The organism is Pseudomonadota bacterium (genome assembly GCA_030860485.1).
Taxonomy (GTDB): domain Bacteria; phylum Pseudomonadota; class Gammaproteobacteria; order JACCXJ01; family JACCXJ01; genus JACCXJ01.
Genome location: JALZID010000194.1, coordinates 56,703 through 69,685 on the forward strand (window position 1 = coordinate 56,703; position 12,983 = coordinate 69,685).

The 12,983-nt window shown below is 68.5% G+C and carries 12 protein-coding genes, 1 tRNA gene and 1 other RNA gene; 7 read left to right on the forward strand and 7 right to left on the reverse strand.

Annotated elements, in window-relative coordinates:
• Window position 1 precedes the first annotated feature (1 nt).
• From M3461_10820 to M3461_10850, 7 genes are all read right to left on the reverse strand, one after another.
• Entirely contained in the window at window positions 2-1,495 is a 1,494-nt protein-coding gene (locus M3461_10820) for an NAD(P)H-hydrate dehydratase (protein ID MDQ3774808.1), read from the reverse strand.
• A gap of 134 nt (window positions 1,496-1,629) precedes the next feature.
• Window positions 1,630-2,172, reverse strand: a complete 543-nt coding sequence (gene orn / locus M3461_10825; protein ID MDQ3774809.1) for an oligoribonuclease — start codon at window positions 2,170-2,172, stop codon at window positions 1,630-1,632.
• A gap of 6 nt (window positions 2,173-2,178) precedes the next feature.
• Window positions 2,179-2,811, reverse strand: a complete 633-nt coding sequence (gene recR / locus M3461_10830) for a recombination mediator RecR (GenBank protein MDQ3774810.1) — start codon at window positions 2,809-2,811, stop codon at window positions 2,179-2,181.
• A gap of 9 nt (window positions 2,812-2,820) precedes the next feature.
• On the reverse strand, window positions 2,821-3,144 hold the full coding sequence (locus tag M3461_10835; protein ID MDQ3774811.1) for a YbaB/EbfC family nucleoid-associated protein: 324 nt from the start codon (window positions 3,142-3,144) through the stop codon (window positions 2,821-2,823).
• A 131-nt stretch (window positions 3,145-3,275) separates the two neighbouring features.
• Window positions 3,276-4,967 carry a DNA polymerase III subunit gamma/tau gene (dnaX, locus tag M3461_10840; GenBank protein MDQ3774812.1) on the reverse strand — a complete coding sequence of 564 codons (1,692 nt, stop codon included), beginning with the start codon at window positions 4,965-4,967 and terminating at the stop codon, window positions 3,276-3,278.
• A 133-nt stretch (window positions 4,968-5,100) separates the two neighbouring features.
• An RNA gene (gene ffs / locus M3461_10845) (signal recognition particle sRNA small type) lies at window positions 5,101-5,196 on the reverse strand.
• Window positions 5,197-5,271: 75 nt separating this feature from the next.
• Window positions 5,272-5,364, reverse strand: a tRNA-Ser gene (locus M3461_10850).
• 460 nt (window positions 5,365-5,824) lie between these two features.
• Here M3461_10850 and pdhA point away from each other — a divergent pair.
• The 7 genes from pdhA to M3461_10885 all read left to right on the forward strand — a co-directional run bounded on the left by pdhA (window position 5,825) and on the right by M3461_10885 (window position 12,275).
• The gene (pdhA, locus tag M3461_10855; protein ID MDQ3774813.1) at window positions 5,825-6,907 is read left to right on the forward strand and encodes a pyruvate dehydrogenase (acetyl-transferring) E1 component subunit alpha; all 1,083 of its coding nucleotides are present in this window, start codon (window positions 5,825-5,827) and stop codon (window positions 6,905-6,907) included.
• Window positions 6,895-7,875, forward strand: coding sequence for an alpha-ketoacid dehydrogenase subunit beta (locus M3461_10860; GenBank protein ID MDQ3774814.1), 981 nt, complete (start codon window positions 6,895-6,897; stop codon window positions 7,873-7,875). Before pdhA ends, M3461_10860 begins: the two co-directional genes overlap by 13 nt.
• On the forward strand, window positions 7,872-8,999 hold the full coding sequence (locus tag M3461_10865) for a 2-oxo acid dehydrogenase subunit E2 (GenBank protein MDQ3774815.1): 1,128 nt from the start codon (window positions 7,872-7,874) through the stop codon (window positions 8,997-8,999). Before M3461_10860 ends, M3461_10865 begins: the two co-directional genes overlap by 4 nt.
• Window positions 9,000-9,057: 58 nt before the next feature.
• Complete coding sequence (locus tag M3461_10870; GenBank protein MDQ3774816.1) at window positions 9,058-9,570, forward strand: PaaI family thioesterase; 513 nt, start codon at window positions 9,058-9,060, stop codon at window positions 9,568-9,570.
• 124 nt (window positions 9,571-9,694) lie between these two features.
• Window positions 9,695-10,207: a CvpA family protein gene (locus M3461_10875; protein ID MDQ3774817.1), complete on the forward strand. Its 513-nt coding sequence runs from the start codon at window positions 9,695-9,697 to the stop codon at window positions 10,205-10,207.
• Between the two features lie 53 nt (window positions 10,208-10,260).
• Entirely contained in the window at window positions 10,261-11,772 is a 1,512-nt protein-coding gene (gene purF, locus M3461_10880; protein ID MDQ3774818.1) for an amidophosphoribosyltransferase, read from the forward strand.
• 14 nt (window positions 11,773-11,786) lie between these two features.
• Window positions 11,787-12,275, forward strand: coding sequence for a hypothetical protein (locus tag M3461_10885; protein MDQ3774819.1), 489 nt, complete (start codon window positions 11,787-11,789; stop codon window positions 12,273-12,275).
• The last annotated feature ends 708 nt before the right edge of the window (window positions 12,276-12,983 follow it).

The following is a 12,983-nucleotide window of genomic DNA, read 5'->3' on the forward strand; positions in this document are numbered from 1 at the left end:
GCTATTCCCCTGGGTTCACGAGCGCCCTGAGATGGGGCATGAGGTCCATGGCCAGGGTGCCGCGCTGCCCCGCCAGCGCGGCGCGATCGCCGGCCAGCGCGTGCAGGCACACGCCGAGCGCCGCGGCCTCATCGGGTGACAGCCCCTGGGCGATGAGGCCGGCGATCACGCCGGTCAGGACGTCGCCCATGCCGCCGCTCGCCATGCCCGGATTGCCTAGGTCGCACACCGATATCCGGCCCACTCGGTCGCACACCAAGGTGCCGGTGCCCTTCAAGACCACCACCCCGCCATAGCGGCGCTGCAGCCCTCGCGCGGCCTCGAAGCGGTCTGCCTGCACGGCCTCTGGGCGGCACCCGAGCAGACGACCCGCCTCGCCGGGATGCGGGGTCAAGACCCAGTCCGCGAGGCGCGTAGGCTCGTCACCGAGGAGATGCAAGCCATCGGCATCCACGCACAGCGGCAATCCGGAATCGAGCGCTCGCGCGAAAAGCGCGACGGCCCAGGGGCTCCGCCCGAGCCCCGGACCGATGGCCATCACATTGGCCTTTTCGCACAACGCCCCGAGCGCCGCGGCCCCCTCGATCGGATGGCACATGATCTCCGGCCGCGTGATGCCGGCCTCCGCCGCGTGCCGGGCACGGGTGGCGAGGCTCACGAGCCCGGCCCCGACCCGGAGCGCCGCCTCGGCGGTCAGGCGCGCGGCACCCGCATAGCCGATCTCACCGCCGACCACGAGCACGTGGCCAAAATGGCCCTTGTGAGCCGAACGGCGTCGCGGCCGCAGCCACCTTGACCAGCGCGAGAGATCGAGCCTCTCGGCCGAGGGATCGACGCCGCGATACACCGCCGCCGGGACACCCAGATCGTCATGGTACAAGCGACCGCAATGGTCCGGCCCCGCCCCGGTCAGGAGACCCTGTTTCACGCCAATGAAGGTGATGGTGGCCTCGGCGATCACCGCGCGACCCAGGGCGGACCCGGTGTCGGCATCGAGCCCCGAGGGTAAATCGATGGCCAGGACCGGCACGCCGCTGCCGTTGATCGCCTTGATGCAGAGCCCGATGGCGCCGCCGACCTCACGAGCGAGCCCGGTGCCCAGCAAGGCATCGACGATGAGGTCGTGCTGCGGCAGGAGCGCCGCGTCGAAGGCTTGCGTGACGATGCCGGCGGCCATGGCCAACTCGGCCGCACCCCGGGCATCGCCCTTGAGCCGCCCGCGCTCGGCGCATTCGAGCACCGTGACGGCGAGCCCGGCCGCGTGGGCGAGGCGGGCGACGACATACCCATCCCCGGCGTTATTGCCCGCCCCGCACACCACGGCCAGCCGTCGGGCCGCGGGCCAGTGTTCCCCGAGGACCGCAAAGGCCGCGGTCCCGGCGCGTTCCATGAGGGTCGCGCCGGCGATGCCACAGCCTTCGATGGCGGCGCGGTCGAGCCGCCGCACCCCCTCGGCGGTATACAGGGACTGCGGGAGCCGCCAGCGATCGGGCATCATGGCTCAGGACCTCTTCGACGGGGGATACGATCCTTTGCCACTCCACCGCCTGGATTGAACGCGGCGTAATTTAAAAGAACAAAAGGCCAGTGCGGCAACATCCGGGGAGAAGGAAAAGGACCGGCGGCCCGTCACACGCGAAACAGGTGTTCGCGATAATGCCGCAGCTCTGCGATAGAGGCGCGGATATCGTCAAGGGCGCGGTGGCGGTTGTCTTTCTCGAATGGCTTCTGCGCCGGTGCCCAGCGCCGCGCCAGCTCCTTCACGGTGCTGACATCGAGGTTGCGGTAGTGAAAATAGCCCTCCAGCCCCGGCATCAAACGGTGCAGGAAACGCCGGTCCTGACACACGCTGTTGCCACACATGGGCGAGGTCGAGGGCGGTACATAGGCGCGGATGAAGCGCAGGGTCGCCGCCTCGGCCTCGGCCTCGGTGCAGGCGCTGGCCCGTACCCGAGCGAGGAGCCCAGACTTGCCATGCTGCTCCTGGTTCCAATCGTCCATCGTGGACAGGACCTGCGGGGCCTGGTGGATGGCGAGCACCGGACCCTCGGCGAGCACGTGGAGCTGCCCATCGGTGACGATCGTGGCGATCTCCAGGATCGCGTCGCGCATCGGATCGAGGCCGGTCATCTCGAGGTCGACCCACACCAGGTTGTCGGACGACTGGGCCATGCGGGCTTAAAGATCGCGGCGGCAGGCGATGGCGTGTGACAGCGTTCCCGCATCGACGTATTCGAGGTCGCCCCCGAGCGGCACGCCGTGCGCGATGCGCGTCGGTCGCACGCCGTGGCGGCGGGCCATCTCCCCCACGTAATGCGCCGTGGCTTCGCCCTCGACCGTGGTACCCGTGGCCAGGATGACCTCCTTGATCCGGCCCTCGATCATCAGACCCTCAAGCCGATCGAGACCGATGGCCGCGGGCCCGATGCCATCAAGCGGAGACAAACGCCCCATGAGAACGAAGTAGCACCCCTGATAAGCCGCCCCTTGCTCGATCGACTCGATGTCCGCCGGCGTCTCGACGACGCACAAGAGCGAGGTATCGCGCCGGGGGCTGGAACAGATCCGGCAGATCGGGGCATCGCTGAAATTGCGGCAGCGCTCGCAGTGCCGCACGCCCCCGACGGCCGCCGACAAGGCCCGCGCTAGACGATCGCCGCCCTCCCGGTCACGCTCCAAGAGGTGAAAGGCCATGCGCTGCGCGGACTTGGGCCCCACCCCCGGCAGGCAGCGCAGGGCCCCGATCAATTCATCGATGAGGGGGCTATAGCGGTGCGCCTGGCCGATGCGGCCGCTCGAGATCGCACTCAAGAGCTGAAATCAAAAGGGGAGCTTGATGCCGGCCGGTAGCCCGAGCCCGCCGGCCAGACCCGAGAGGCGATCTTTGCTGATCTGCTCCACCCGCCGGCTGGCGTCGTTTACGGCCGCGGCGATCAGGTCCTCCAACATCTCCTTGTCCTCGCCGAGCAAGGAAGGATCGATGCAAACACGCCTGACATCGTGGCGGCCGGTCATCTGCACCTTCACCATCCCGCCACCGGATGCGCCCTCGACCTCCATATTGGCGAGCTCCTCCTGGGCGCGCTGCAACTCCGCCTGCATCTGCTGCGCTTGCTTCAGGAGATTGCCTATTCCGCCCTTCATGTCTCCGCCCTCTACTAGAACGATTCTCCGCCCCAAGGCTCAGAGCTCGTGAAAAAATCTGCTGCGCTCGGGATCTCGCGCTGCGTCCTCCGCGCGACCTCCCTGCGCTCGCGACAATTTTTCACAAACGCTCAGCGGGGTCGTACCGTCGCCGGGTCGAGGTGCGCCCCGAAGTCGTCGCACAAGGCCTGGACCTGGGGGTCTTGGGCGATGGCGCGCCGAGCCTCTTCCTGGCGGGCCTCCGCGTCCTGCACCCGGAGCATGGCGGGGCTCTGCCCGGCGACGGGACCGCTGCCCTCGGCCGCGATGCCGAGGCGCAGGCCCGCGTCGCCATGATGCCTGCGCAGTGCCTCCTCGAGACGAGCCTCCAGTTTGGCACTGCGGAGGTGCCCAAGTCCCGCCGGCAATGATAGCCGAAAAACCTCGCCGGGCCGCCACTCGCCCGACGGGGCACAGTGCATCGCGAGCTCCCGGCAGAGGCCCGTAAGCCCGAGCGCATCGATCAGCGATTGCCAGCCACGCGCCTCCGAGACCGGGGTAGCGCGCGCCGTGGCAGTCTCGACAGCCGGTGAATCGGTGGGCCGCGCGTTGCGGTCGTCCGGCAGCGCTTCGCGCCGGCGGGCCTCCACGGGAGCGCGCGCTACGGCACCGGACGTTTGCGCGACGGGCGCGCCCTTATCTTTATATTGCACTGGGTTATATTGCACTGGGCGGCGCGCGGTGGACTCGTCGCGCGCAGTTTCGCGCTGGAAGGCCAGCATGCGCAGCATCACCATCTCAAACCCGCGCCTGGGATCCGGCGCCAGTGCCAGATCGCGGCGCCCGATGAGGGCGATCTGATAGAACAGCTGGCCGTCCTCGGCGACCAGGGTGTCGGCGAGCGCCGCGATGTCCGTGTCCGCCCCCGACGCCTCGGCCACCGGGCGGCCGAGCACCTGACACACGGCCACCCGGTGCAGGATGTCCAGGATCTCACCCAGGACCGCCTCGTAGTCCGGGGCATACTCGATGGTCGCCTCGATCACCCCCAAGAGCCCTGCCGCATCACCAGCCGCGAGCCGCTGTACCAGGGCCAACGCCTGTCCCGCGCCGGCCCGGCCCAGCATGGCGCGCACATCCGCCTCGCAGAGCTGCCCCCCACCATGTGCGATGCTCTGGTCGAGCAGGCTCAGGGCGTCGCGCATGCTGCCATCCGCGGCCAGGGCGATTGCGAAGGTCGCCGCCGGCTCGCTCGCGATGCCCTCCGCCGACAGGATGTGCGTGAGGCGCGCGGCGATGAGATCGGTCCCGATGCGTTTGAGATCGAAGGCCAGACACCGCGACAGGATGGTCACCGGGATGCGGCGCGGCTCGGTCGTGGCGAGCAGGAACTTGACGTGCGGCGGCGGCTCCTCCAGGGTCTTCAGGAGGGCGTTGAAGCTGTGGTTGGAAAACATGTGGACCTCGTCGATGAGGTACACCTTGAACCGCCCTCGGGTCGGGGCGTACTGCACATTGTCCAGGAGCTCGCGCGTCTCGTCCACGCGCGTGCGCGAAGCGGCATCGACCTCGATGAGGTCCATAAACCGACCCTCATCGATCTCGATACAGCTCGCGCACTGGCCGCAAGGCGTGGCGCTCACCCCCACCTCGCAGTTGAGCGCCTTGGCGAACACCCGTGCTACCGTGGTCTTGCCTACACCGCGGGTGCCCGTGAACAGATAGGCGTGGTGCAGGTGTTGGCGATCCAGGGCGTTCTGGAGGGCCCGCAGGACGGGGGTCTGACCCACCATCTCCGCGAAAGACCGAGGCCGCCACTTGCGTGCCAGTACCTGGTAGGCCATAGCCCTCCTCATACGTTGTGAAAAAACCTACTGCGCGGGATCTCGCGCTGCATCCTCGGCGCGCCAGGAGGGCCATTCCCTGGCCCTGGCTTCCCGGCGGTGCTCAGCCGAGGGTTCCCCAAGGGGTGGTGGTCCGTACCGGCTACGCCCCAGCACCCGCTACGCTGCTGCCGCTGCTCCCTTCCGGGCCTGACGGGGTTCACAACCTCGCGTCGCGGGGGTACCAGCACGGCCCACCATAGCTGTCGGCCTCCTCGCGCAAGGAACCGGGGACTGCCCGGCCCGCCGCGAGGCGACGGGGGATTGGCGGAGAGGGTGGGATTCGAACCCACGGTACGCCTTTTAAACGTACACACACTTTCCAGGCGTGCTCCTTCGACCGCTCGGACACCTCTCCCGCGTGGCGGCGCCGAGACGCTCGCCCGCGAAGAAGGCGGCAGAGGGTAAACCACAACACCGCACTGCGCAATTGCCGGGCGCCAAAGCAGGCCCAGAGAACCTAGCCCTAGCCAAACAGCGCTTCGATTCTCGCGATGCGGTCCTTCCGGAGCCTGAGGGCGGTGGCCCGTGTGCAGCCTTCAAGCGCGCGGTTGCGATCTTCCGGATGGAGGCGCTTGACCCAGAAATCCCGGTCCTGCACCAGCATTCGTAGGGGTGTCCGAACACCGCTTCGATGTTGCGGCTCGTGAACGTCAATCGCAGCGTCTCCGCGTCCATCTCCGCCAGCCGTTCACGAGCGCATCGCAATGCCGGGCCGCGCCGGAGATCCCGTCTATACTGAGATCAACCTCGGGCGGGCCATCGATTTCACCGTGGGGCCCACGGCCGAGATAGACGTCGCGAAGCGGAATCTAGCCATGCAGAACAGCGTCGCGCACTTTGAGATCCCCTACACCCAGTGCCTGGACGAGGCTGGCCGGGCCGTCCAGGGGTTCCCCGAGGGACTGCGGGACCCCGCGACCCTGCGGGCCCTCTACGAAGTCATGGTCCGCACCCGGGCCTTCGACAAGAAGGCCATCGCATTGCAGCGTACCGGGCAACTCGGGACCTTCGCCTCGTCGCTGGGTCAGGAGGCGATCGGCGCCGGGGTCGGGGCCGCCATGCGGTCCGAGGATGTGCTCCTGCCCTCCTACCGTGACTACGCCGCGCAGTTCTCGCGCGGGGTCACGATGACCGAGGTCCTGCTCTACTGGGGCGGCGACGAGCGCGGCATGGACTACCAGGAACCCCGCCGGGACTTCCCGATCTGCGTGCCGGTCGCGAGCCACACCTGCCATGCCGCGGGCGTCGCCTTTGCCATGAAGTACCGCGGCGAGGCGCGCGTCGCGGTCGCTATCCTGGGCGACGGGGCGACCTCCAAGGGCGACTTCTACGAGGCCATCAACGTGTCCGGTGTCTGGCGCCTGCCGGTGGTCTTCGTGATCAACAACAACCAGTGGGCGATCTCGGTCTCGCGGCGCGCTCAGACGGCCGCCGAGACCCTGGCGCAGAAGGCCATCGCGGCCGGGATCCCGGGTGAGCAGGTGGACGGCAACGATGTCGTCGCGGTGCGCGAGCGGGTGGGAGCGGCCATCGAGCGGGCGCGGGAGGGACAGGGCGGGAGCCTCGTCGAGTGCCTGAGCTATCGCCTGGGCGACCACACCACCGCCGACGACGCGAGCCGTTACCGAGACCTCGCCGAGGTCGAGGCCGCGGCCCGGCGCGACCCCATCGAGCGGCTGCGCGCCTACCTGCTGCGCGCCGATCACTGGAGCGCGGCCGACGAGGAAGGTTTACTCGCGCGCGCCGCGGCCGAGGTGGACCTAGCCGTGACCGGCTACCTCGCCTCCCCCGCCCTGCCACCCGAGTCGATGTTCGATCACCTGTACGCGAGCCTCCCCCAGTCCCTGGAGGAACAACGGCGGGCGGTGGCGGCCGCGACCGACCGATGCCTGAGCTGACGCTCATCGAGGCCGTCAACCGGGCCTTGGCCTATGAGATGGCGGCGGACGCGGGGGTCGTCGTCCTGGGCGAAGACGTGGGCGTAAACGGCGGCGTTTTCCGCGCGACCGCGGGGCTCGCGCAGCGCTTCGGGACCGAGCGGGTGCTCGATACGCCGCTCTCGGAGACCCTCATCGCCGGCATGGCCATCGGTATGGCCGCCGAGGGGCTCAGGCCGGTCGCCGAGATCCAGTTCATGGGCTTCATCTACCCGGCCCTCGACCAGCTCCTGAACCATGCCACGCGCCTGCGCAACCGCACCCGCGGGCGCCTCACCTGCCCCCTAGTGCTGCGCACCCCCCACGGCGGCGGGATCCACGCCCCCGAGCACCACTCCGAGAGCACGGAGGCGCTCTTCACCCACATCCCGGGGCTCCGGGTGGTCATCCCCTCCTCGCCGGCGCGCGCCTATGGACTCCTCTTGGCCGCCATCCGCGACCCCGATCCGGTCCTGTTCCTGGAGCCGACGCGCCTATACCGGATGGTACGCGAGGTGGTCGAGGACGACGGATCGGCCTTGCCGCTCGACACCTGTTTCGTGCTGCGGGAGGGCCCCGATGTCACGCTCATCTCCTGGGGCGCGATGCTGCACGAGACCCTGGCCGCGGCAGACGCGCTGTCGGAGCACGGGATCGGCTGTGAGGTCATTGATGTGGCGACGCTCAAACCGCTCGACAGCGACACCGTCCTGGGCTCGGTGATGAAAACCGGCCGCCTGGTCATCATCCACGAGGCGGCGCGGAGCGGCGGCCTCGGAGCCGAGATCGCGGCACAGATTGGAGAGCGCGGCCTCCTGTCCCTGCAGGCCCCCATCGAGCGCGTGACGGGTTACGATACGGTCATGCCGCTCTACCGGCTCGAGAAGGCGTATCTCCCCGATGTCGCGCGGATCGCCGCGGCCGTGAAGAAAACGCTGGAGTTTCAATGAGGCTCTTCAAGCTCCCCGATCTCGGTGAGGGGCTCGCCGAGGCCGAGATCGTAGCGTGGTACGTCAAGGCGGGCGACGAGGTCAAGGCCGATCAGCCGCTGGTCTCGGTCGAGACCGCCAAGGCCATCGTGGACATCCCGAGCCCTCAGGGCGGGCGCGTCCTGCGCCTCTACGGGGAGCCCGGCGACATCCTGCACACCGGCGATCCGATCGTCGAGTTCGATACCGAAGAGGCGCCGGCCACCGATGCCGGCACGGTAGTCGGCCAGGTCCCCTCGGGACGCGAGGTCCTGCGGGAAGCGCCCGCCCCCGTGGGCCGGGCCCCGGGTGGCGCAGTCCTGGGGGCCAAGGCCACCCCGGCCGTGCGGGCGTTGGCCCATCGCCTGAATGTGGACCTCGGGATCGTCACCCCGACCGGCGCGGATGACACCATCACGGTCTCCGATGTCCAGCGCGTGGCCCGCATCCTGGACGAGGTCGGGCCTCTGGAGCCCTTGCGCGGCGTGCGCCGCTCGATGGCCCGCAGCATGGCCCAGGCCCATGCCGAGGTGGCGGCGGTGACGCTCTGCGACGATGCCGACATCGCGGCCTGGGGACCGGACGAGGACGTGACGCTCCGGCTCATCCGCGCGCTCGTGGCCGGCTGCCGGGCCGAGCCCGCGCTCAACGCCTGGTACGACGGCCCCAACCTCGGTCGCCGCGTCCTCCAGAAGATCGACCTCGGGATCGCCGTGGATACCCCGGATGGCCTGTTCGTGCCCGTGCTGCGCGATGTCGGCAACCGCGATGCCGCGGACCTCCGGCGCGGGCTCGATGCCATGAAGGCGGCGGTGCTGTCGCGCAAGATCCCGCCCGAGGAGCTCAGGGGTTACACCATCACCCTCTCGAACTTCGGGACCTTCGCCGGGCGCTACGCCGATCCGATCGTGATGCCACCGACCGTCGCCATCCTCGGGGCCGGCAAGATCCGCCCGGCCGTGGTGGCGGTCGATGGCCAACCGGCCGTGCACCGCATCCTCCCCCTTTCTCTTACCTTCGACCACCGGGCCGCCACCGGCGGCGAGGCCGCACGCTTCCTGGCGGCGGTGCTCCGGGACCTCGAGGGGCCCGACACGCCTGCATGACGCCGCCATGGGCGAACGCTTCCAGGATGCGATGTCACCGGGTAGGGGCGCCCCCCCTGTGGGTGCCCCGATAGCCGCGATGGGCGAATGTTTCCAGGACGCCATGCCGGGGGACGTATGCTTCGGCTGCGGTGCGGAGAACACCCACGGCCTCCGTATCCGAAGCGTCTGGGAAGGCGATGAGGGGGTGTGCCGTTTCACACCCATGCCCCATCATCAGGGCTGGCCCGGGATCACCTGCGGTGGGATCCTCGCGACCCTCGTCGATTGCCACTGCATGGCCACCGCCATGGCGAGCGCCGTGCGCCGCGAAGGGCGTGCGCTCGACTCCGAGCCCCACTACCGCTTCGCGACCGGCAGCATGAGCCTCCGTTACCTGAAGCCCACCCCGAACGACCGGTCCCTGGTGGTCCGCGCGCACGTCACCGAGGTCAAGGACGACCGCAAGTACACGCTCGCCTGCGGCGTCTACTCGGGGGGTGAGACGACCGTCGAGGCCACGGTCGTCGCGTTCCGGGCCTATCGCAGCGACTGGCCGGAGGAGGCCGGCTTCGGTGCTTCGGCGGTGTAAGCCCTGAACCTCTGCGCCTATCGGTGAGAGCGCCTCAGAGGCGAGGCGGGTCCGGCGCGCCTTCTTCGCCCAACCCAGCTCTGCTAGAATCGCGGCGCGCATCTGACAGAGGGGCCGCCGGCTCATGACATGGGTGGACTATGCCATCCTCGCCATCATCGGGATCTCGGCCCTCATCAGCATCTTTCGCGGTCTGGTGCGCGAGGTCTTGTCTCTGTTGGCGTGGGGGTGTGCCTTCTGGGTGGCGTGGCGCTTCATGCAGGAGGCGGCGGGTTGGTTCGGCGGCGTCGTGTCCGTGCCCTCGGCGCGGCTGGTCCTGGCCTTCGCGACGCTGTTCGTGGGAACACTCTTGGTGGCCGCCCTGGCGAACCTGCTCATCGGCAAGCTCATCGCCGGCACCGGCCTCACCGGCACCGATCGCATGCTCGGCGTGCTCTTCGGTGTGGGCCGGGGCGTGGTGATCGTCGCCACACTGGTATGGGTCGGCCGCCTCACGCCCGTGCCGCAAGACCCGGGGTGGCGGACCTCGCTCCTGCTGCCGCGCTTCGAGGCCGCGGCGCTCGTGATGCGGGGGTATCTACCGGCCGAGGTGGCGGGCTATTTCCAGTTCGAGGGGCAGCCCCCCGCCGGCCAGTGAGCTCGGAGGGCTTGTGAAAAAATCCGCTGCGCTCGGGTGCTCGGAGGCGTGATATGTGCGGGATCGTCGGCATCGTCGCCAGGGACAGCGTGAACCAGGCCCTCTACGACGGGCTCACGGTCCTCCAGCACCGGGGCCAGGACGCCGCCGGGATCGTCACCTGCCACGACGGGCACCTGTACCTGCGCAAGTCGCAGGGCCTGGTACGCGATGTCTTCGAAACCCGGCATATGCTGGAGCTCATCGGCAACATGGGGATTGGGCATGTCCGCTACCCCACGGCCGGTTGCTCCTCGAGCGCCGAGGCCCAGCCATTCTACGTCAACTCCCCCTACGGCGTGACGCTCGCCCATAACGGCAACCTCACCAACAGCGAAACACTCAAGAACGAGCTGTTTCGCGATGACCTCCGCCACGTCAACACCGAGTCGGACTCCGAGGTCCTCTTGAATGTCTTCGCCCACGAGCTGCAACGGCTCGGGAAGCTGGCCGTCGGTGCGGAGGACGTCTTCCATGCGGTCCGGCGGGTCCACGAGCGCTGTCGGGGCGCCTATGCCGCCGTGGCGATGATCACGGGCGTCGGGATCGTGGGTTTTCGCGATCCGCACGGCATCCGGCCGCTGGTCTTCGGGAAACGCATGAGCGAGCGCGGGGCCGAGTACGTGCTCGCCTCCGAGAGCGTGGCCATCGACGTCTTGGGCTACAAGCTGGTGCGCGATGTGCGGCCGGGCGAGGCCGTGTTCATCTCCGTGGAGGGGACCCTGACGACGCGCGAGTGCGCCCCGCACGGGTCTCATGCGCCGTGCATCTTCGAGTATGTCTATCTGGCGCGGCCGGACTCCATCATCGACGGGATCTCCGTTCACAAGGCGCGCATGCGCATGGGCGAGGCCCTGGCGCGCAAGGTCCGGCGGCTGTGGCCCGAGCACGACATCGATGTGGTGATCCCCATCCCCGACACCAGTCGCAGCGCCGCGCTCCAGCTCGCCCACGAGCTCGGTATCAAGTACCGCGAAGGGTTCATCAAGAACCGCTACATCCCGCGCACCTTCATCATGCCCGGACAGGGGATGCGCCGGAAGTCGGTACGCCAGAAGCTTAACGCCATCAACCTCGAGTTTCGCGGCCGCAACGTGATGCTCGTGGACGATTCTATCGTGCGCGGCACGACGTGCCGGCAGATCATCCAGATGGCCCGTGACGCCGGGGCCAGGAAAGTCTATTTCGCCTCGGCCGCGCCGCCGGTGCGCCATCCGAATGTGTACGGGATCGACATGCCCTCGGTGGACGAGCTCATCGCCTACAACCGCACCGTGGACGAGGTCGCGCGGCTCATCGGCGCGGACTGGCTGGTGTATCAGGACCTCGAAGACCTGATCGCGGCCGCCCATAAGGGCAATCCCGAGGTCGGCGAGTTCGATGCCTCGTGCTTCAGCGGCGAATACGTGACCGGCGACGTAACCGCCCAATATCTGGATCGCCTCGCGACGGAGCGCTGCGACGAGGCCAAGGCGGAACGCAGCCGGGCCTTGAACAGCCTCGTCGATCTTCACGACATCGCCTGAAGGGGGAACGCCGCATGCCTGTCGCGACGCACACCATCGGAGCCGCGGGGTCGATCACCGGCGCGCCTTGCACCGCCCGGCTCCGGCGGTTGGTCGCCGCGGCCTCTATGGCGCTCGCGCTCGCTGCGTGCGCCGAGATGGAGGCTAAGGAGCGGGCTTCGAGCCTCGACAGCAGCAGCAACGCCTACGCCACGGCCTTGCGCTGGGGGCAATACCAAGAGGCGGCGCGCTTTCACCTGCCGCGTAGCGGCCCGGTGACGATGCCGGACGTCGAGCCGCTGGAGCACATCAAGCTCACGTCCTATGAGGTCACGGACCAGACCATGAACGCGGACGCCACCGAGGCCCGGATCGAGGTCGTGATCGACTACTACCACGACGACATCGGCCGGGTCGATACCTTGAAGCAATCGCAGGTGTGGTGGTACGAGCCCACCCAGAAACACTGGTTTCTGGAGACCGAGCTGCCGCCCTTCCTGCGACACTACACGCGGCGACGGTAAGAAGCAGAGCGCGGTCCGCCGCTGATCCCCTTCCTATCACAGCATCGCCCGACCGGTTCAGCGGAACCCCCGTCGTCGCTGGAGAGCGGTCGAGGATTGGCAGGCCTGCCGCCGCCTGTCTCTTCCGACGTCCTGAACAGCACACCTCCGACCGGTCCGTCCTAGCCCGGATTTCTCACCGCAGCGGTGCGGTCGCTGATCCGGACCCGGATGCGCCACCACCACCGCTCGCCACCGCCACCACCGTCAAGGTTCCGGCGCCTGGCGCGGGATCGCGGCGCCAAGCCCCGTCAGATAGTTGACGAAGCCCCGCTCAGGGACCTGAGCCTGTAGCTAACTTATTGTATACGAACGACACATTTAACGTAGCACGACTCGTGCTGTTTTATCAAAGCTGGGCCGCCGCTGGCATGGGCGGCCCGAACGAGTCATCGGAACACGGGCCGCGCCAGCTCGCCGACCAGGGGTTCGCGATGCAGAGAAACCTCATCCGGGTCATGCCCTCGGAGACGCAACAGACGCCGGCGCAAACACCGGCGTCCGCAGCAAAGAGCCCCCAGCGGCACGCCGCATGAGCGGCGTTTCAAGACGGAGGCGGCTTATGACACAGGCGGTCGGATCGGTAAAGGATCCTGCACGTCAACGGCAGGTGCACGACATTCCGGCCGGCCGGGCCTTCGACGATGCAAAGGCGCCGGGGCGCACGGT